Below are 20,660 nucleotides of genomic sequence, written 5' to 3' on the forward strand. Positions count from 1 at the left end.
GTTCAGCGGTGCGCGGTTGGTGATGGCTCGTCCGGGTGGGCATCGCGACCCGGCGTACCTGCGCGAAGTGATCCAGGCCCAGGGCATCACCACACTGCACTTCGTGCCGTCGATGCTCGATGTGTTCCTGGCCCATGGCGAGGCAAGTCAGTGCGAGGGGTTGCGTCAGGTGATGTGCAGCGGCGAGGCGTTGCCGGGGCATCTGGTGCGGCGCTTCAAGGCGCAATTGCCGCAGACCGGCCTGTACAACCTGTACGGTCCGACCGAAGCCGCGGTGGACGTGACGGCGTGGGATTGCGCGGGGGCGGAGACGCCGGACAGCACGCCGATCGGCAAGCCGATAGCCAACACCCGGATCTACCTGCTCGATGGTCATCAGCAACCGGTGCCCATGGGCGTGGCCGGGGAGATTTACATCGGCGGTGTGCAGGTGGCACGAGGTTACCTGAACCGTCCGGAACTGACCGTCGAGCGCTTCCTGCGGGATCCGTTCAGCCGTGGGGCGAATGCGCGGATGTATCGAACCGGGGATCTGGGTCGGTACTTGCCGGACGGCAACATCGAATACCTGGGGCGTAACGATGATCAGGTGAAGATTCGTGGTTTCCGCATTGAATTGGGCGAGATCGAAGCCCGGTTGGCGCAGCATGACGCGGTGAAGGAAGCCGTGGTGCTGGCCCGTGAGGATGCACCGGGCGAGAAACGCCTGGTGGCTTATTTCACCCCGCATGCGCCAGAAGCTTTCGCCGACCTCGAAGCCCTGCGTACCCATCTGTCAGGGCAACTGCCGGAATACATGGTACCGACCGCCTATGTGCGGCTCGATACGCTACCGCTGACCCCCAACGGCAAGCTTGACCGCAAGGCGCTGCCGGCACCGGACCGGGACGCGGTGATCACCCGCGAATACGAGGCCCCGCAGGGCTCCGTGGAAACCACGCTGGCGCAGCTATGGGCCGATTTGCTCCAGGTCGAGCGGGTGGGGCGTCATGACCACTTCTTCGAACTGGGTGGGCATTCCCTGCTGGCGGTCACGTTGATCGAGCGCATGCGCCAGGTGGGCCTGAGTGCCGATGTGCGCGTGCTGTTCGGCCAGCCGACGTTGGCGGCATTGGCCGCGGCTGTAGGCAGCGCAACGGAGATTGTGGTGCCGGTAAACGCTATCCCGGCCGGCTGCACACGCATCACGCCGGACATGTTGCCGTTGGCCGATCTGTCCCAAGAGGAAATCGAGCAGATCGTCGCGACGGTGCCGGGCGGCGTGAACAACGTCCAGGACATCTATGCCCTGGCGCCGCTGCAGGAAGGCATCCTGTATCACCACCTGGCTTCGCCGCAGGGCGATCTCTACGTGCAGCAGGCCACCTTCAACTTCAAGGATCGCACCCGGCTGGATGCCTTTGTCGACGCCTTGCAAGGCGTCATCGACCGCCACGACATCTTGCGCACCGCCGTGCTCTGGGAAGGCCTGCGCGAGCCGGTTCAAGTGGTCGTTCGCCAGGCACAATCTGATTCTGGAGGAGTGTGTTTTCGAACCGGGCCACGACGTCACCGCGCAACTGCTCGAACGTTTCGACCGGCAACACGTGCGCCTCGACGTACGCCAGGCACCCCTGATGCGCCTGGCGTACACTCGTGACGCCGCCAACCAGCGTTGGGTCGCCATGCTGCTGTTCCACCACATGGCCCTCGACCACACGGCGCTGGAAGTGGTGCAACACGAAATGCAGGCGCACCTGTTGGGTCACGCTGACCAGTTGGGCGCAGCGGTGCCGTTTCGCAACTATGTGGCCCAGGCCCGCTTGGGCGTGAGCCGCGAGCAGCACGAAACCTTCTTCAGCGACATGCTCGGCGATATCGACGAGCCGACGTTGCCGTTCGGCTTGATGGATGTCCGTGGCGATGGCAGCGATATCGAAGCCGCAGGGCTCAACCTCGCCGCCGGCCTGAGCCGCCGTCTGCGGGCCCAGGCTCGTCAGTTGGGCGTGAGTGCCGCGAGTTTGCATCACTTGGCGTGGGCGCAGGTCCTGAGCAAAGTGTCCGGCCGGCAGGATGTGGTCTTTGGCACCGTATTGATGGGGCGGATGCAGGGCGGCGAGGGCGCCGACCGGGCACTGGGCATGTTCATCAATACCTTGCCGTTGCGGGTGGATGTCGGTAGCCAAGGCGTGCGTGATGGGGTGAAAGCCACCCACGCTCGCTTGACCGATCTGCTGGGGCACGAGCACTCCTCGCTGGCCTTGGCCCAGCGTTGCAGCGCCGTTGCCGCGCCCATGCCGCTGTTCAACGCCTTGCTCAATTATCGGCACAGCGCAATGGGCACCGCTTCGAGCGAAGCGTTCGCCGCCTGGGAAGGCATCGAGGCCCTGGGCAGTGAGGAACGCACCAATTACCCGCTGACCTTGTCGGTGGATGACCTGGGCGAAGGTTTCAGCGTGTCGGCGCTGGCGGTGCCGCAGATCGGCGCGCAGCGCATGTGCGTCTACATGAACATTGCCCTGGAGCAGTTGGTGGAGGCGTTGGAGCAAGCACCGCAAACACCTTTGAACAGCGTCTCGATCCTGCCGTCGGCCGAGCGTCGGCAATTGCTGGTGGATTTCAACGCCACTACCCGTCGCTATCCCCAGGACAGGACCGTCCATGGCCTGTTCGAGGCGCAGGCCAACGAGCGCCCGGAGGCTATTGCGGTCGTGCACAACGCACAAACCCTGACCTACAGCGAGCTTAATGTCCGGGCCAACCGCCTGGCCCGTCATCTGATCGGCCTGGGCGTACAACCGGGCGATTGCGTGGCGATGCAGTTGGAGCGCTCGATCGAACTGCTGGTCAGCCAACTGGCGATTCTCAAGTGTGCCGCTGTCTACGTGCCACTGGACGTCAACGCGCCGCTCGAGCGTCAAGGCTTCATGGTGCGGGACAGTGGGACGCGGGTCGTACTGACCCTGAGCGTTAGGACTGTTCCTGAAGACACATTGCGCGTGGACCTGGACACTGTCGTGTTGGACGAAGAGTCCAATAACCTCGACATGATGCAAAGCACTGAATCGGTCGCCTACATCATGTACACCTCCGGTTCCACCGGCACGCCGAAAGGCGTACTGGTGCCACACCGGGCGATCAGTCGCCTGGTGATCAACAACGGCTATGCTGATTTCAACGAACACGACCGTATCGCGTTCGCCTCCAACCCGGCGTTCGACGCCAGCACCATGGACGTCTGGGGCGCCTTGCTCAATGGTGGGCAAGTGGTGGTGATCGATCATGAAACCCTGCTTGAGCCGTCAAGGTTCGCCCAAGTGCTGGAGGACTCGGGGGTCACGGTACTGTTCGTGACCACTGCGATCTTCAACCAATACGTGCAACTGATTCCCCAGGCCATTGGCGGCCTGCGTATCCTGTTGTGCGGCGGTGAACGGGCCGATGTGGCTTCGTTCCGGCGTTTGCTGGAGCTGGTTCCCGGGTTGCGCGTGGTGCATTGCTACGGTCCGACCGAAACCACCACCTACGCCACTACCTATGAGGTGAAGTCCGTGGCGCCGGGGGCCGAATGCGTGCCCATTGGCGGACCGATTTCCAACACCCAGGTCTATGTGCTCGATGCCTGCCAACACCTGGCGCCAATGGGGGTTGTCGGTGAGATATACATCGGCGGCAAGGGCGTGGCGAAGGGGTACCTGAACCGACCGGACCTTACTGCGCAAAAGTTCATCGCCGACCCGTTCAGCCATGAACCCGACGCACTGCTGTACCGCACCGGCGACCTCGGCCGCTGGTTGCCGGACGGTAACCTGCAATGCCTGGGACGAAACGACGATCAGGTGAAGATCCGTGGCTTCCGTATCGAGCTGGGCGAGATCGAAGCCCGGTTGGCCCTGCATGACGACGTCAAGGACGCCGTGGTGCTGGTGCGCGAAGACGCCCCGGGTGAGAAGCGCCTGGTGGCTTACTTCACCCAGCACGCGGCGGATGAGGCGCTGCCAATCGAAGACCTGCGCGGGTATTTGCACGCGCAGTTGCCTGACTACATGGTGCCGGCGGCCTACGTGCGACTCGATGTGCTGCCGCTGACCGCCAACGGCAAGCTCGATCGCAAGGCGCTGCCGGCACCGGACCAGGAGGCTGTCGTCAGCCGTGTCTACGAGGCTCCCCAAGGCGAAGTCGAAACCCTGCTCGCGCAGATCTGGCAGGAGGTACTGGGCCTGCAGCAGGTCGGTCGCCACGACAACTTCTTCGAATTGGGTGGGCACTCGCTGCTGGCGATTCGTTTGCTGGGGCTGATGGCCCAAGCTAACTTGACGATGTCCCTGGCTGAGTTGTTCCAGCACGACAGCGTCGCGTCCATGGCACTGTTGCTGCAGACCCGCGGCACCGAAGTCCAGGTGCAGGAGGCTTTTGTACCGGTGCGCACCACCGGCCAGCAGAACCCGCTGTTCCTGGTGCACGAGTTCAGCGGCCTGGATCTTTACTTCCCGATGCTGGGCAAACACATCGATCCGGATATTCCGGTCTATGGCCTGCCTGCCATCCCGTGGGGCGAACCGCAGTTGCAGACAATGGAGTGCCTGGCCTCGCGGCTGGTGGGCGTCATCCGTTCGGTCCAGCCCCAAGGCCCTTATCGCCTGGCCGGCTGGTCGTTCGGCGGCGTGTTGGCCTACGAGATCGCCATCCAGCTCATTGGGCTGGACGAAGAGGTCGAGTTCGTCGGCCTGATCGACAGCTACATGCCACGGCTGGTGGATCAGGGCAGGGAACGCTGGTCACCGGACGAAGCCCACACACGGCATCTGCTGGATCGCTGCGAGGTGTTCTGGAAGGCCGGTGTCCTGGGAGAGCCGGAGCTCGCCTTGATGCTCGAAAAACTGGCCCGCCTGCAGATTCGCCTGAGCGACTTCGCATTCGAAGGCCTTGTGCAACACTGCTACGACGAAGGCCTGCTCCCGCCCGAACTGGCGCAGTACAGCGCGGCCCAGCTCTGGCAATACCTGGATCGCGAGGTCGCCCACGGTCATGCATTGGCCCATTACCTGGTGTATCCGATCTCCGTACCGGTACATCTGCTGGTGGCTGAGGAACGCCAGGACGACGCGCCTGAACATTCCGGTTACCTGGGGTGGGACGCTGTCCTGCCGAAGACGCAGATGCACTGCGTCAAGGTGCCGGGTAACCACCAGACGATGATGCAGGCCCCACAGGTCAGGGCATTGGGCCAAGCCATCAGCGATGTACTGGACACCGTCGCAGCCCGTCCGGCACCTTCGCCGAAGAACCGTTACCAACCACTGCTGACGATTCAGGGCGGACGCGCCGACCGGGCACCGATATTCTGTGTCCCGGGGGCTGGCGACAGCGTGACCGGTTTTATCGGGCTGACCGATGCCTTTGGACCGGAATGGCCTATCCATGGGCTGCAACACCGTGGGCTGGACGGCAGCACAGAGCCTTTCAGCCTCGTGGAGACCGCTGCCCAGGCGTACCTCGACGCAATCGACAAGGTACAACCGGAGGGGCCGGTGCATCTGCTCGGCCATTCCTTCGGCGGCTGGATCGTGTTCGAAATGGCGGCCCGCCTGCATGCCCGCGGACGTAAGGTGGCTTCGCTGACCCTGATCGACAGTGAGTCGCCGGGTGGCAACGGCGTGGTGGGCAAGCCCTACACCGCGACGGGGGTGCTGAATCGGTTGATCGAGGCGATGCAGTTGGCTTCCGGCAAGTCCTTGGGGATTGATGCCACGGTCTTCGGTACCCAGGACGATACCGCGCAGATGCGCTTGCTGCATGCCGGCATGGTCCGCGCCGGCATGTTGCCGCAGCGCTCGGCGGTGGATTCCATGCGCGGTCCGGCGCGAGCCTTCGGTACGGCCCTGCGCACGGTTTATCAACCACAACACCGCTACACCGGCCCGGTGCGGTTGGTGCTGGCCAATGATCCGACCCTGGACACGGCCGGTAACAAACGCGAACAGGAACAAATGATCGAAGGATGGCGCAAGCATATCCCTGACCTCAGTATCTGGTACGGTCCGGGTAACCACTTCACGATCCTCAAGGCCCCTCACGTACATCACCTGGCAGCCTGGTGGCAGGACGGCCTTCCCATGCTCGACGAGGAGGCCGCCAGTGATTACGTATGACTGTCCTTCCTTGACGCGCATCCATGGAACCCGGCGCCACGTTGGCCGGGTCTGAAATCAACGCACTCATGGTTATTTATGGAAAAGTCGAAGTTTCGCAAAATCGCTATCGTGCTCGTACTGGTCGTGGTGGCCGGTCTGATTTTCTACAGCGCGCAATCGCCGGGCAAACCGCCGGAGTACCTGACTGCCATGGTCGAGCGCACGGACATCGAGAACGCAGTGCTGGCGTCCGGCACGCTGCAGGGGGTCAAGCAGGTCGATGTCGGCGCCCAGGTGTCGGGCCAGCTGAAATCGCTCAAGGTCAAATTGGGCGACAAGGTCAAGAAGGGCCAGTGGCTGGCGGAAATCGACCCGATGCTGGCGCAGAACTCCTTGCGCCAGGCCCTGGTCAACGAAGAGAACCTGGTGGCCAAGCGGCAGGCTACGGCGGCGCAACTCAAGGACGCCAAGGCCACCTATGATCGCTACAGAAAACTGCAGCCGGACGACGCGATTTCCAAACAGGAGTATGAGACCGCCGAGTCCAACTACAGGGTGGAAGAGGCGAACCTGCTCTCCCTCAATGCACAGATCAAGGACGCCCGCATCCAAGTGGAAACCGCTCGTGTCAACCTGGCCTACACCCACATCGTCGCGCCGATCGATGGTTATGTGGTGGGGATCGTCACGCAGGAAGGCCAGACCGTGATCGCCGAGCAACTGGCGCCGGTCCTGCTCAAGCTCGCCGACCTGGACACCATGACGGTCAAGGCGCAGGTGTCGGAAGCCGACGTGATTCACATCGTGCCTGGCCAAGAGGTGTATTTCACCATCCTGGGCGAGTCGGAAAAGCGTTACTACGCCAAGCTGCGCGGCACTGAGCCGGCGCCACAGAACTTCCTCGAAACCCAGAACGCCGGGACGCCGAAGCAAAACACCGCGGTGTTCTACAACAGCCTTTTCGATGTGCCGAACCCCGATCATCGCCTGCGCATTTCAATGACGGCCCAGGTCCGTATTGTCCTGGACAAGGCCAAGGACGTGTTGACGGTTCCCGTCGCTGCCCTGGGTGCGAAAAACCAGGATGGCAGCTACGTGGTCCGAGTGCTGGATGCCGAAGGCAAGGCTCAGCCGCGTAACGTGCGCATGGGCATCAACAACAACGTCAGGGCCGAGATCAAGGATGGCCTGGCCGAAGGTGACAAGGTCGTCATCGGCGAGCCGACCCCGGCCGTGGCGGGAGCCTGACCATGACTCGACCATTGCTGGAACTCAAGGGCATCACCCGCAGCTTCTTGGCTGGCGAAAAAGCCTTCATCGCCCTCAAGGACATCAACCTGACGATCAATGCCGGCGAGGTGGTCGCGATCACCGGGGCGTCCGGTTCCGGCAAGTCGACCTTGATGAACGTGCTCGGCTGCCTCGACCATCCGAGCGCCGGAAGCTACAAGGTAGACGGGCGCGAAACCGGTTCGATGAGCGACCAGGAACTGGCGATGTTGCGTCGCGATCACTTCGGTTTCATTTTCCAGCGCTACCATTTGCTGCCGCACCTGAGCGCCTTGCACAACGTCGAGATGCCGGCGATTTATGCCGGCGCCGCCGAGTCGCAACGGCACAGTCGTGCCGGAGAGTTGTTGAAACGTTTGGGGTTGGTGGGGCACTTGAGCAATCGGCCCAACCAGCTCTCGGGTGGTCAACAGCAGCGGGTGAGTATCGCCAGGGCCCTGATGAACGGTGGCGACATCATTCTGGCGGACGAACCCACCGGGGCGCTGGACACCACCAGCGGCAAGGAAGTGATGAAGATCCTGCTGGAGCTCAACAGGGCGGGGCACACGGTCATCATCGTGACCCACGATGAGAAAGTGGCGGCCCACGCCCAGCGCATCATCGAGATCCGCGACGGCGAGATTGTCAGTGATCGGCCCAATCCGCAGCCACCGCTGGAGGATCAGTCGCCGCAAGGCACGCGTCCGGCCAAGGCCAAACCAGCCAATGGCCTGCTCGCCAGCTTCGGCCTGTTCAGCGAAGCGTTCAACATGGCCTGGGTGGCGCTGGTTTCCCATCGCATGCGCACCCTGCTGACCATGTTGGGCATCATCATCGGCATCACCTCGGTGGTCTCGATCGTGGCCATCGGCGAAGGGGTCAAGCAGTATGTCCTGAAAGACATCCAGGCGATCGGCAGCAATACGATCGAGATCATGCCCGGGGCCGACTGGGGGGACAGTCGCTCGACGGCGATCGAAACCCTGGTGTTGTCCGACGTCACGGCCCTGAGCGATCAGTATTACATCGACAGCGCGACCCCCAACGTTGGCCGCAACCTGTTGTTGCGTTATGAAAATATCGACCTCAATGCGACCGTCAACGGGGTGAGCGAGAGCTATTTCCAGGTTCGCGGGATCAAGATCGGTTCCGGTGTCGCGTTCAGCAAGGACGATGCCCGACGGCAGTCACAAGTGGTGGTGATCGACCATAACACCCGCCATCGACTGTTCGGCCCGAACACCGACCCGTTGGGCAAGGTGATTCTCATCGACAACCTGCCTTGCACGGTCATTGGTGTGACCGAAGACCGCAAAAGCGTGTTCAATACCAACAAAAACCTGAACATCTGGATGCCCTATGAAACGGCGGCCGGCCGGTTGCTGGGCCAGCGGTTCCTGGACAGCGTCACGGTCCGGATAAAGGACGGGCAGCCGAGCAAAGTCGTGGAAGACAACGTTGTCAAGCTCCTGACCCAACGCCACGGCATCAAGGACTTCTTCACCTACAACCTCGACAGCGTGCTGCAGACGGTGCAAAAGACCAGCCAGTCCCTGGCGCTGTTGCTCTCGTTGATTGCGATCATCTCGCTGGTGGTGGGGGGCATCGGGGTGATGAACATCATGCTCGTCTCGGTGACCGAGCGTACCCGTGAAATAGGTATCCGCATGGCCGTCGGTGCGCGTCAGTCCGATATACGCCAGCAGTTCCTGGTGGAGGCGGTGATGGTGTGCCTGATGGGCGGCACGATTGGCATCGCCTTGTCGTTTGGGATCGGCTACGTCTTCTCGATCTTCGTCAAGGAATGGCAAATGGTGTTCTCGATGGGATCGATCGTCGCTGCTGTCGTCTGCTCGACCCTGATCGGTATCGTGTTCGGCTTCGTGCCCGCGCGCAATGCCGCGCGGCTCGATCCGATCAATGCATTGGCACGGGACTGATCCGGGCTACTCAGGCATGAAGCCAGGTAAGGAGCCCTGTGGCGAGGGAGCAAGCTCCCTCGCCACATAAGGTGTGCCTGGCGCCTTATACCGCCACGCGTGCCGCATGCGGGCGAGTCTCGCCAACCTTCCTCACCGCCTGTTCGAAGCGGTCCAGCACCATGCCGACCTCGGTCTCGGTGATGGTCAGGGGTGGCAGGAACCTGAGCACTGCGCCATGGCGCCCACCGGTTTCCATCATCAAGCCATTGTCGAAACAGTTGAGCTTGATGGCGTGTGCCCGGGCGCCGTCAGCCTGGCCGACGCGCTGGTTGTCGGCCGGCTTGGTGATTTCCACGCCAATCATCAGCCCGCGACCGCGGATGTCGCTGATGAAGGGGAAACGCTGCGCGATGTCCCGCAGGCCGCTTTCCAGTCGTTCGCCCATCCGGGCGGCATGGGCGACGAGATGGTCCCTGCGGATTTGCCGCATGGTGGCGGCGCCAGCAACCATCGCGATCTGATTGCCGCGGAAGGTCCCCGCATGCATGCCGGGGCCCCAGGTATCCAGATGTTCGGCGTAGACGATCACCGCCAGTGGGTAGCCACCGCCGATGGCTTTGGACAGCACCAGGATGTCGGGGACGATGCCTGCGTGCTCGATGGCGAATGTGCTGCCGGTGCGACCCAGGCCGGTCTGGACTTCGTCGACGATCAGCAAGATGTCCTGCTCGAGGGTGATTTCCCGTAGCGCCCGCAGCCAGTTGGCCGAGGCCGGGATGCAGCCGCCTTCGCCTTGCACCACCTCGACGATGACCGCCGCCGGCTTGGCGATACCGCCTTCGGGGTCGGAGAGGACGGTACGGATGTAGTCGATGGACAGTTGATCGGTATGCTCGCCATTGGTGCCGAACGGGCATCGAAACCGATAGGGGAAGGGCAGAAAGTGCGTGCCTTGGGCAATCAGGCCATCGCCGGTCTTGGGAGACAGCTTGCCCATCGCCGACAGTGCGCCGGCCGTCATGCCGTGGTAGCCGCCGTGGAACGCCATCAATGGCGAGCGTTTGGTGTAGTGGCGGGCCAATTTAATGGCGGCCTCGACGGCATCCGAACCGCTGGGCCCGCAGAAGAGAATCTTGCTGGTGTCGCGCATTTGCGCAGGCAGCATCGAGAACAGCTCCTGCACGAACGCATGCTTGGCCGGCGTGGCCAGGTCCAGTGCCTGCTGCAGGTGATCGCTGTCAAGGAAGCGCATCACCGCGTCCCGGACTTCGGGCGGGTTATGCCCCAGGGCCAGTGTCCCGGCGTTCGACAGGCAATCGAGGAACTCCTGGCCGCTGGCATCCTTGATACGCATGCCCCTGCCGCTGACGAACAGGCGCTGGAAAGTCTGCGCATAGGTACGTGCGTTCGACTCGATATTTTCGAGGTAAGTAAGTGCTTCCATATTCGATCATCCATTGGCTATGGAACGTGAACCGAGCGGGGCCATTCATGCTCGACAGCAAGTGCAGCCATTACTGGGCAGGTCGGGCTCATTTCAACAGGCCCCCGTCTTTATCGCGAGTTTTCCTGGCGGCACCTGTCCCCAATTTCCACGCCAGACATCGGAACGGGCGCAAGGTTAAATAACTGCCACACGAGCCTCATCAAGCCATCGTTAATAATCCGCCATCTCCCTGAGTGGTGCCGGTGCCGGGTGCCTTGCTGTTTTCACCTTTGACACCCCTAGAGAACCCTATGCATGTCTTCAAGCCCCCAGAGAGCATATTGCTGGTGACACTGTGTGCGGTGGCCTTGAGTGGCTGCGTATTGGGCCCTGACTATCGGGTACCAGATGTCCCGATCGCCGCCAAGTGGCAGGCACCAGTGCCCCATGGCGCGTCCGTGGCCGCGTTGGCCGACTGGTGGCGGCAATTCGATGACCCGGCATTGGCCGAGCTGTTGCGCCTGGCCGAAGCCGATAGTCCGTCCATGGACCAGGCCTGGGCGAATATCTCGATGGCCCGTGCGACCGCCGACAGCCACGCCGCCGATGCCTTGCCCAAGTTCGACGGCCGGGTGTCCGGTGGCCGAGGTGGGCAGCAGACCGGTTCAGAGCGCTTGGGGGGCTCAGGCTCCTCTGCAACGATGGATGCCGCCTGGGAACTCGATCTGTTCGGCAAGTTGCGCCGCAACAGTGAAGCGGCCAACTCCCGCGTTGAAGCACGGGTGGATGACTGGCATGACGCGAGGGTTTCCCTGGCGGCCCAGGTGGGTGATTACTACGTGCAATACCGGGGCTGCCAGAAGTTGGTATTGGCTTACCGTGATCAGGCCCAGTCACAACAAGACACTGCGCGCATGACGCGCCAGTCGTTCGGGGCGGGCTTCACGTCCTCCGCCGACGCCGCGCTGGCCGATGCCAGTGCCGCCAGCAGCGCCGCGGCCCTGGTCCAGCAGCAGAGTGAATGCCAGGTGCTGCTCAAGAGCCTGGTGGCACTGACAGGCAGTGAGGAAGGGCGACTGCTGGACGTGCTGGGCCACACGCCCGCGCAACTGCCGAAACCGGCCGAACTCAACGTGCAACAGGTTCCGGCCGACTTGTTGCGCCAACGCCCGGACATCGCCTCCGGCGAGCGCGAGCTGGCAGCGGCGAATGCCGAGATCGGCGCGGCTCAGGCTGATCGCCTGCCGAGCCTGAGTCTTTCCGGGACGATTTCCGTGGGAACCATGGTGGGTCAGCGCAACCGTTCATGGTCGCTGGGCCCGGTGCTGTCGATTCCGCTGTTCGACGGTGGCAAGCGGCGCGCGGCGGCGGAGGGTGCCAAGGCCTCGTATGACGCGGCCCTGGCGGTCTATCGCCAAACGCTGCGCACCGGTGTGATGGAAGTGGAGCAGGCCCTGGTGCGTCTCGATGCGGCACGTCGCCGGGAGTCGGATGTAGAGCGTTCCACTGCGGGTTTCCGGGAGTCTTTCGAAGCCATCGACCGCAGTTGGCAGGCCGGCAATGTCAGCCTGCTGGACCGGGAAACCGCACGCCGCCAGGCGCTGACGGCCGAGATTGAATTGATCACCTTGCAGCAGAATCAAGTGCGCTACTGGATCGCCCTGTACAAGGCGCTGGGGGGCGGCTGGCAAGTCGGTCAGCCCCTTGCGCGCAGTCCGGCATTGGGCGGGGATGGCGCGTGAGGTCGCGATCAGGCAAGTTCGCGTTGGCGATCGCGGTGTGCGCGATCGTGGTGGCGCTGATCTATTTTCGCCGGGGCGATGAACCGGTCGAGGCCGCCCCCCAGGTCAGCAGCTTGAGCGTGGAAGTCGTCCAGGCGCAACGTCAGGTCTGGCCGCAGTTACTGTTTGCCAATGGCGCGCTCGCTCCCTGGCAGGAAGCGGTCATCAATGCCGAGACCAGCAACCTGCGCATCGCCAGCATCGAGGCCGATGTGGGCAGCCGGGTGAAGAAAGGCCAGTTATTGGCCACGCTGGCGAGCGAAACGGTGGTTGCCGAAGAGAACAAGCAGAAGGCGCTCGTCGCCCAGGCCGGCGCCAACCTGGAGCAGGCCCGCTCCAATGATCGTCGGGCCCGGGTCGTCGGTCAGGGCGGGGCTTTGTCGGAACAACAGCGTGAAGACTACCGGATCAAGGTCGTGCTCGCCGAGGCTGACCTCGCCAGCGCCCGTGCCGAATTGCAGAGCACGCGGATCAGGCTCGGACAAACCCGCATTCTCGCCGTGGACGATGGCATCATTTCGGCGCGCACGGCGCTGCTTGGCAAGGTGCTCTCCGCCGGCGACGAGCTGTTTCGCATGGTGCGCGACGGCCGCATCGAATGGCAGGCCGAGCTGGATGCCCGCCAACTGGCCCAGGTTCAGCCTGGCCAGGTTGCCCGTATGACGTTGCCCGACGGCCAGAGCCTGGAAGGGCGCGTGCGGTTGGTATCGCCCACGTTGAATACCAAGACCAGCCGGGGATTGGTCTACATCTCCCTGCCCACCGACAGCGCCGCCCAGGCCGGTATGTATGCCAGTGGCCAGATCGAGCTGGCGCCCCGCGAGGCCGTCACGGTGCCAGACACTGCCGTCATCCTGCGGGACGGGCGCTCCTATGTGTTCACGCTCAATGACGACATGCACGTGGTCCAGCGACCGGTGGTGGTCGGCCGGCGTTTGCATCAGGCGGTGGAGATCCTCAGCGGTCTCGATGAGCCTGCCCGAATCGTGCGTGCTGGCGGTGCGTTCCTCAACGATGGCGCAAGTGTGACCCTCGTTCAATCCCAGGTCGCCCAGCCATGAACATTTCAGCCCTGTCGATCCGCCATCCGGTCCCGGCCGTCATGCTGTTCATTCTGCTGACGCTCTTTGGCCTGTCGGGTTTCGAGAAGCTCGCCATCCAGGATTTCCCGGACATGGACCTGCCAGTGGTGGTGATCAGCGCCTCGCTGGAAGGCGCGGCCCCGGAGCAACTGGAAACGGAAGTGGCACGCAAGATCGAGGACAAACTGACGTCCCTGCGCCTGCTCAAGCACGTGACGACGGCCATCACCGACGGTGCCGTCAATATCAGCGTCAGCTTTGACATCGACAAGGATGGCAACGAGGCGCTCAACGAAGTGCGTAACGCGGTCGACAGTGCCATGGCGCAGCTGCCGGCGAACCTGGACACGCCCTCGGTTTCCCGGCTGACCACCAGCGCCTCGGCATTGCTCACCTATGTCATCGACTCCGATAACCTGGATGAAGAAGCGTTGTCGTGGTTCGTCGACAATGAGTTGAGCAAAGAACTGCTGGCGGTGCCCGGAGTGGCAATGATCGCCCGCATGGGCGGTGTCGACCGGGAAGTCCAGGTCAATCTCGACCCGGCCTTGATGGCGGGCCTGGGCATTCGCGTCACGGACATCGCCAACCAGTTACGGGCGATGCAAAAGGACAACTCCGGCGGCCAGGGCAACCTGGGCAGCGGCCAGCAAGCCATGAGGACCTTGGGTGCCATTGACGATCCGGCGGCGCTCGGCGCCATCGACATTCCCAGCGGCGACGGTCGTCTGCTCGCCCTGGGGCAGTTGGCCGACATTCGCGATACCCATGCCGAACGCAGCACCCGAGCGTTTCGCGATGGCAGGCCCGTGATCGGCTTCCAGGTCACCCGTTCCCTGGGTTTCTCCGATGTCGGCGTCGCCAATGACGTGCGCAAGGCCATGACCGCGTTTGAAAAGCTGCATCCCAACGTGCAGATCGTTGAAGCCAGTGACACGGTCAAGGCCGTGCTTGCCAACTATCACGATTCGATGAATTTACTGTACGAAGGCATGTTGCTGGCGGTGCTGGTGGTCTGGTGGTTCCTGCGGGACTGGCGCGCCACGCTCATCGTCGCCACGGCACTGCCGCTGTCGATCATCCCCACCTTTGGCGTGATGTACCTGGCCGGATTCACCCTCAATGCCGTTTCCCTGCTGGCCCTGGCGCTGGTCATCGGTGTGCTGGTGGACGATGCCATCGTCGAGATCGAGAACATCGCGCGGCACTTGCGCATGGGCAAAACCCCGCTTCAGGCCGCCACCGAGGCTGCGGATGAAATCGGTCTGGCGGTGCTCGCCACGACGGTCACCTTGGTTGCAGTGTTCCTGCCCACGGCGTTCATGGGGGGGATCGCCGGGAAGTTATTCCGCCAGTTCGGTGTGACGGCGTCGGTGGCGTTGCTGTTTTCACTGCTGGTGGCGCGGCTGCTGACGCCGATGTTGGCGGCTTATTTCCTCAAGGCCAGGAATGAAGCCGACCATGACAGCCCGTTGATGACCCGCTACCTGGGCTGGATCCACGCCAGCCTGACTTGGCGCAAGACGACGATGGGCCTGGCCGGCCTGTGCTTCGTCGGGGCTCTGGCGTTGGTCCCGTTGCTGCCTACCAGCTTCCTGCCAGCGCAGGACACCGGTCGCAGCAAGATAACATTGGAGCTGCCGCCAGGGACGACACTGGACCACACGACCGCGATGGTCTTGCAGGCCAGCGAACGGCTGCGCGAACTCCCCGACGTCACGCATGTGTTCAGCTCGGTGGGGACCGCCAGCAGTTCGGGCGTCGGGCCTGGCGATATCACTGGCGCCGGTGATGCGATCCTGACGGTGGAGCTGGCGCCTCGAAATGTACGCGATCGCAAGCAGGTGGAGGTCGAAGCGCAGATGCGCCAGGTGTTGCGCACACTTGCGGGAGTACGCATCAATGTTGGCGGCGATGGCAGCGGAGAGAAGCTCAATATCGTGCTTGCCAGCGATGACGGCGATCTGCTGGAGCGCACGGCCAGCGCCCTTGAGCCCCAGTTGCGTGAGTTGCGCGGGATCGGCAATGTCTCGTCCAGTAGCGCCTTGCAACGACCGGAAATCCAGATGCGGCCGGATTTTGCCCGGGCAGCGGAATTGGGTATCACCAGCCAGGACATCGCCGATACCCTGCGCATGGCGACTTACGGCGAATACTCCTCGCAACTGGGCAAGATCAATTTGTCCCAGCGCCAGGTGGACGTGCGGGTGCGCATGGATTCGCTATTGCGCGACGACTTGCAGGCGATCAGCCAATTGCGGGTAACCGGTCGAGACGGCCAGGTCGCCCTGGCCTCGTTGGGAGAAATCAGCATGGGCAGCGGACCGGCGCAAATCAGCCGACTGGACCGCCTGCGCAATGTCACCCTGTCTGTCGAACTCAACGGTCGCAACCTGGGTGAGGTCATGGCCGAGGCCCGCCAACTGTCGGCGATGCGCAACTTGCCAGCCGAAGTGAAACTGGTGGAACAGGGGGAGTTGCAGTTGATGACGGAGTTGTTCGCCAGCTTCGGGCTGGCCATGGCCATCGGTGTGTTTTGTATCTATTCAGTCCTGGTGTTGCTGTTTCACGACTTCTTGCAACCGGCCACGATTCTTTCGGCCTTGCCGCTCTCGCTGGGTGGCGCATTGTTGGCCTTGCTGGTGTGCAACTTCAGTTTTTCCCTGTCATCGGTCATCGGTTTGTTGATGTTGATGGGCATCGTGACCAAGAACTCCATTCTGTTGGTGGAGTACGCCATCATGGCTCGCCGCGATTATGGCCTGGGTCGATACGATGCATTGGTGGATGCTTGCCACAAGCGTGCCCGCCCGATCCTGATGACCACCATTGCGATGGGGGCCGGGATGTTGCCGACGGCGATGGGAATGGGCGAGGATCCGAGTTTCAGGCAGCCGATGGCGGTGGTAGTCATGGGTGGTTTGCTGACGTCGACGTTGTTGAGCCTGCTGGTGGTACCGGTGATTTTCACTTACGTGGACGATGCGCTTGAATGGCTGAAGCGTCGTACTCGATCGCCAATGGAAGAAGGGGGGGTGGAGGACGTTTAAGGGGGAAACCAATATTCCCCCAACAAATACTCGACTCGATCAGCGAGCGAGCAATCGTTGGGGGTAGGTTTATACGGCTTGTTGGATGGGGCTGTTGCCATTCCATTCCATGTGAGCCGGTGTGGCATCCATCGAATGCATCCAGCGGATCAGCGAACGACGCCCACCAATTCCCATCTTTATGGCCGCGCGCTTCAGATAACTTTCGACTGTATTGACTTTCAAGTTGAGTTGCTCGGCAAGTTCGGGGGCAGTGCGCCCGGCCAGCAAACCTACGCACACTTCCGTTTCCCGAGAAGACAGACTCAATCCCGACAGTAGCAATCGATCAGCGAACCTTTGGCGCAGTGCTTCCATGCCGCCGTTTTCCGAAGCGTCCAATGCCAGGAAAGGGTCCTGCCGAGTGGATTCCGGTGGAACAAGGGCTGCCACGTGCTCCTCGACCATGGGCAATAAAAGACAGGAGAAATCTTTCAGTAATGCATGTTCTTGTGCGGTAAATCCCTTTGAAAGAGACGATCGATAGATGGACAGTACATAACGTCGACCATTCTTGCGGGTCGACAGATGTAATTGCGTCGTTGCGCTGTGGCCGGGGGATTTTTCCGGACGCTCGCATTTAAGCAGGCAGCGGGAAAAGTTGGGTATTTTCTGCGATGCCGCATCTTCAAAGAGTATGTCGTCGGCCAGGAAAAAGGGCTTGGCGGTGTGCGTGTCCATGAGCGCACCGACGCAAGCGTTGTCCAGGCCGACGCAACCGATGCTGGAGGTGCTGGGTTCAGACATATTACTTGTGCCGATCCGTTGTTCGGTAATATGTGTTGCATCCACGGGTATTTCCGTGAGTATCAGGTCGTGCAACATACGCGGAAAATTGCGACTACCTGTACTGGCAATGACTTTACCAACGTGAGGGAATAATCGTTGTAGGTTCATCCTTTCTCCAAAATCGTCCAATTATTTGATTAGAGCTGGAGCTCAGTGTGCATGGGTATCTTTGCCGGAATATTTCGAGCGGGGAATATCGGGGTAGTATCCAAGGATTTATGGAGTGTATCTGACGAGCGGTGTGTCATGTGGGGGTTGGTAAGTATCGTTGTTCTGTTGATGGCGTTCTTGCTGAGGACCTCTTCATAAGTTTTAAGCGTGCATGGCAAAGTGCCGTAAATTATGTGTTCGCCCTTTGAGCCCAATGCCGTATTAAGTCTTTCAATTGGCCAGCCAGAACGTTTCAGGATTTTTTCCATGAGGGTGTCCACGACGATTTCATAGGCGTGAATTTTTTGTTGTTGGGCGAACTTAATCATTGACAGGAAAAGTGCTGCTGTGCGAATGTCTACATTAGCTCGGGTGAGTTTTCCCGCAGAAAAATTATTGCTTGAAAGTGCAAATCTTGTGGCCTCCCAACAGTACCCCAAGTGCGGTCTGGTTTTTTCGGTTGGAAGGATAAAACTCAGGGGGCCGCTCATCAGCGTGGGTTTGCTGGAGGGACGTAGTCGAACACAGCCGGTGACGCGGTCGTTTTCATGGGCGTAGATATAGATCGCATCAGGGTCGTCGTATTCATCCCACTCGTAATCACTGCCTTGATAACTTTCAATGTCCCACTTCTTTCGATCGATGAAGGCGAGTTTGCGAATGGACAGTATTTGTTCGAGGGTGTTAAGAGGGATTTTTGAGTAGCTTACGATGCTGGTGGATACGTCGGAAAATCCATAGGTGCATGGGGAGTAGTTCATGGATGCGACTTCGTGGCTGCAGGTGAAGCTACTGTTAACTTTGCACTACGGTATTTCAACTGTCCTAAAGTACAGTCTTTGAGTTATAGAGTGTGCAGCCTAATTAGAGAGTGCGGTTTTGTGAGCGGCTTAAAATTATTGGCGAGCTCGTTAGTTGTGGGTTTGTATCGCTATGAATCCAAAAAAGTATAGGTGCGGCATGATGGCGAACTGGTGTTAATCAAGTGGACTTACATGAGTCGAAATAGGCTTGACCTGTTGTTTTTTTGACGATGATAAAATTGTATCTCGTAACTGGTTGATAAGGTGATGTTCAAAAAATTGACGCCATCAGATAGACTTCGGTGGCTATAAGAAAACGGTCATCTGGCATGGGGTATGATGACTTTCTTTCACGGGGTGCCTCACTGACGGTGAATCCAAGGGATATGGATTGAGCGGGGGGACTTTAGTATGTGGCACATTGATGTTGGTCTAGTGTGATTGCTCTATTTAAGTTGGTTGTATGATCTCGTATGACCGAAAAGGCTGACTTCATGTCACTGTGCTTGAAGTCATGTGGAAAGATGATGGATTGATCTGACCCTGAAAATGAGCCGTACAGGCTGCTGATATGGATGGATGCTATGAATTATATTGCGCTTTCATTGTTGACCGTGTTGTTGGTTCCGGGACCGACGAATTCATTGTTGTTGCAAGCAGGCATCAGTAGAGGGTTCAACACGCTTTCGATGCGCTTCGTCGCAGCCGAGTGGCTGGCATACGTTATTCAGATGACGATGTGGGGGGTGTTCATTGACTTACTGATGACCGATCACTCGTGGGTGGTGATCGCTACCAAGATTTTTGCTGTGTGTTTTCTGTTTTATATTTCCTTGAAACTTTGGTTCTCGGTCAAAGAGCATGCGCCTGGGGCAACGGCGGGTATTACCGTTGCGGATTTGTTTGTGGCAACGCTGACAAATCCAAAGGGGCTGTTTTTTGTTTCCTTCGTTGCGCCGGCGGGCACATTCCTGTCGCTGGATAACTGGCTGTCATTCATACTGCTATTTACAGCCATTATTTTTCCGGTAGGGCTTGTGTGGATCGCAGTAGGCGCTTTTTGTGGTCGAAAATTTCACGCAATTGTATCTGGACGATTTTTAAATCGAGCCATTTCTTTGGTGATTGGGTTGTTCGCTTGCGGCATGCTTTTCAATATCGCATCCCAGGTGAATTTCGTCTGATTGTGTCTTGATATTGAAGTTGAGGGCGTCGAGTGCGAATTGGGGAAAGTAGGAAAGCTTTAACGTAAACGTTTTAGATGAGGTTCAACTGCGCCGCTTTGAACATGGCTTGCTTGACATTGGAGCACTCCATTTTTTCGGTCATTTGCTTGGCATGAAATTTCACTGTTCGTTCGGTGATATTCATGATCAAACCGATCTCCTTATAGTTTTTGCCCAGGGCAAGCCAGCGCAGGAATTCAATTTCCCTGGGCGATAGCTTGAGTGTGCTCTCGACAATGGTCTCAACCGGGCGGTGCTGGTTGGCGATGATGCTGAGTGTTTGAATAATGAATATGTTCTCCCTGACAATGGTTGGGAAATCAGGATCATTTTCTTCCGAAGATAGGTGAACGGAGCCGAACGATCTGCCGGGCTCATGAATTGGTACAGTGAACCCTTGCTTGATGCCATAGGATGCGGACTGATCAAATATTTCCGGATTATTGTCGATTTCTTGTGGGATTTCATCCCAGAAAAAAGGAATGGCAGTAATGGCTGTGTTGGCCATTACAGGGTCTGATTCGTGCAGTGAGTTTTTGCGGTAGGTGTCCACCCATTCGGCGGGATAGTTGCTGTGGATGGAGACTTTAGAATTGTCGAAGGGCATGGGCTCCAAGTGAACATAAGCAAACTTATCAAGCCCTAGCTTGGAGAATATCCAGCCTAGTATCTCGGTGTACTCTTCGTGGCTTTTTCCTGGGATGTTATTCTCGACCTCTTGAATTAAATTGAGTAGTTGGCTTGAAATGGGCTTGAGCATAGTGGGCGCGCTCGAAAAATATTAATGTGAATACCTGTATGTAGCAAAGGTTTCACCTTGATATTCGTCCAGCGAAGGAGGGAAGTCTTATAGCGTTGACAGCAACACCCACACACTGCTTTGTAACCGCTATCGGGATCGCGAAAGGGGTTGGAGTATCGGGTGGGGTTTTCCAGTTCGTCGGGGTTCGCTTCGGCGCGTGATAATAGCCCCTCATGTCGCCGTGTAATGCTTGCTCTCTCAATTG

Annotated in this window: 12 protein-coding genes (1 of these 12 only partly in view); 8 read left to right on the plus strand and 4 right to left on the minus strand. The window is 59.9% G+C overall.

All coding sequences use genetic code 11. From position 1 onward, the window contains the following. The 4 genes from AB7M32_RS17165 to AB7M32_RS17180 all read left to right on the plus strand — a co-directional run. Positions 1-1,639, plus strand: the 3' end of a protein-coding gene (locus tag AB7M32_RS17165; RefSeq protein WP_454252153.1) for a non-ribosomal peptide synthase/polyketide synthase. 24,668 nt of this gene lie to the left of the window's left edge; 1,639 of the gene's 26,307 nt are visible here — the last part of the coding sequence; the start codon falls outside the window, past its left edge; it ends in the stop codon at positions 1,637-1,639. Continuing rightward, positions 1,617-6,131, plus strand: a complete 4,515-nt coding sequence (locus AB7M32_RS17170) for a non-ribosomal peptide synthetase (RefSeq protein ID WP_454250676.1) — start codon at positions 1,617-1,619, stop codon at positions 6,129-6,131. Before AB7M32_RS17165 ends, AB7M32_RS17170 begins: the two co-directional genes overlap by 23 nt. A gap of 78 nt (positions 6,132-6,209) precedes the next feature. Continuing rightward, positions 6,210-7,361, plus strand: coding sequence for a macrolide transporter subunit MacA (macA, locus tag AB7M32_RS17175; protein WP_072405395.1), 1,152 nt, complete (start codon positions 6,210-6,212; stop codon positions 7,359-7,361). A 2-nt stretch (positions 7,362-7,363) separates the two neighbouring features. Then, the gene (locus AB7M32_RS17180; RefSeq protein ID WP_454250677.1) at positions 7,364-9,325 is read left to right on the plus strand and encodes a MacB family efflux pump subunit; all 1,962 of its coding nucleotides are present in this window, start codon (positions 7,364-7,366) and stop codon (positions 9,323-9,325) included. An 85-nt stretch (positions 9,326-9,410) separates the two neighbouring features. Here AB7M32_RS17180 and AB7M32_RS17185 read toward each other — a convergent pair whose 3' ends face one another. Next, positions 9,411-10,751, minus strand: a complete 1,341-nt coding sequence (locus AB7M32_RS17185) for a diaminobutyrate--2-oxoglutarate transaminase family protein (protein ID WP_454250678.1) — start codon at positions 10,749-10,751, stop codon at positions 9,411-9,413. A 293-nt stretch (positions 10,752-11,044) separates the two neighbouring features. Here AB7M32_RS17185 and AB7M32_RS17190 point away from each other — a divergent pair, with 293 nt between their 5' ends. The 3 genes from AB7M32_RS17190 to AB7M32_RS17200 are packed head-to-tail and all read left to right on the plus strand — an operon-like array spanning position 11,045 to position 16,646. Further along, positions 11,045-12,475 carry an efflux transporter outer membrane subunit gene (locus AB7M32_RS17190; protein ID WP_454250679.1) on the plus strand — a complete coding sequence of 477 codons (1,431 nt, stop codon included), beginning with the start codon at positions 11,045-11,047 and terminating at the stop codon, positions 12,473-12,475. Then, positions 12,472-13,575, plus strand: a complete 1,104-nt coding sequence (locus AB7M32_RS17195) for an efflux RND transporter periplasmic adaptor subunit (protein ID WP_454250680.1) — start codon at positions 12,472-12,474, stop codon at positions 13,573-13,575. The genes AB7M32_RS17190 and AB7M32_RS17195 overlap by 4 nt, the downstream gene beginning before the upstream one ends. Beyond that, positions 13,572-16,646, plus strand: a complete 3,075-nt coding sequence (locus AB7M32_RS17200) for an efflux RND transporter permease subunit (RefSeq protein ID WP_454250681.1) — start codon at positions 13,572-13,574, stop codon at positions 16,644-16,646. Before AB7M32_RS17195 ends, AB7M32_RS17200 begins: the two co-directional genes overlap by 4 nt. Before the next feature lie 69 nt (positions 16,647-16,715). Here the strand turns inward: AB7M32_RS17200 and AB7M32_RS17205 are convergent, their stop codons facing one another. Both AB7M32_RS17205 and AB7M32_RS17210 read right to left on the minus strand, forming a co-directional pair. Beyond that, complete coding sequence (locus tag AB7M32_RS17205) at positions 16,716-17,582, minus strand: helix-turn-helix domain-containing protein (protein ID WP_454250682.1); 867 nt, start codon at positions 17,580-17,582, stop codon at positions 16,716-16,718. A gap of 29 nt (positions 17,583-17,611) precedes the next feature. Then, positions 17,612-18,385, minus strand: coding sequence for an acyl-homoserine-lactone synthase (locus tag AB7M32_RS17210; protein ID WP_454250683.1), 774 nt, complete (start codon positions 18,383-18,385; stop codon positions 17,612-17,614). Positions 18,386-19,011: 626 nt separating this feature from the next. Here AB7M32_RS17210 and AB7M32_RS17215 point away from each other — a divergent pair. After that, positions 19,012-19,611: a LysE family translocator gene (locus AB7M32_RS17215; RefSeq protein ID WP_072405402.1), complete on the plus strand. Its 600-nt coding sequence runs from the start codon at positions 19,012-19,014 to the stop codon at positions 19,609-19,611. A gap of 73 nt (positions 19,612-19,684) precedes the next feature. On the opposite strand, the gene AB7M32_RS17220 is transcribed toward AB7M32_RS17215, so the two are convergent. After that, positions 19,685-20,413 (minus strand): helix-turn-helix transcriptional regulator, encoded by a 729-nt coding sequence (locus tag AB7M32_RS17220; protein ID WP_454250684.1) that lies wholly within the window; start codon positions 20,411-20,413, stop codon positions 19,685-19,687. Positions 20,414-20,660 lie beyond the last annotated feature (247 nt).

The organism is Pseudomonas sp. R151218B TE3479 (assembly GCF_053629195.1).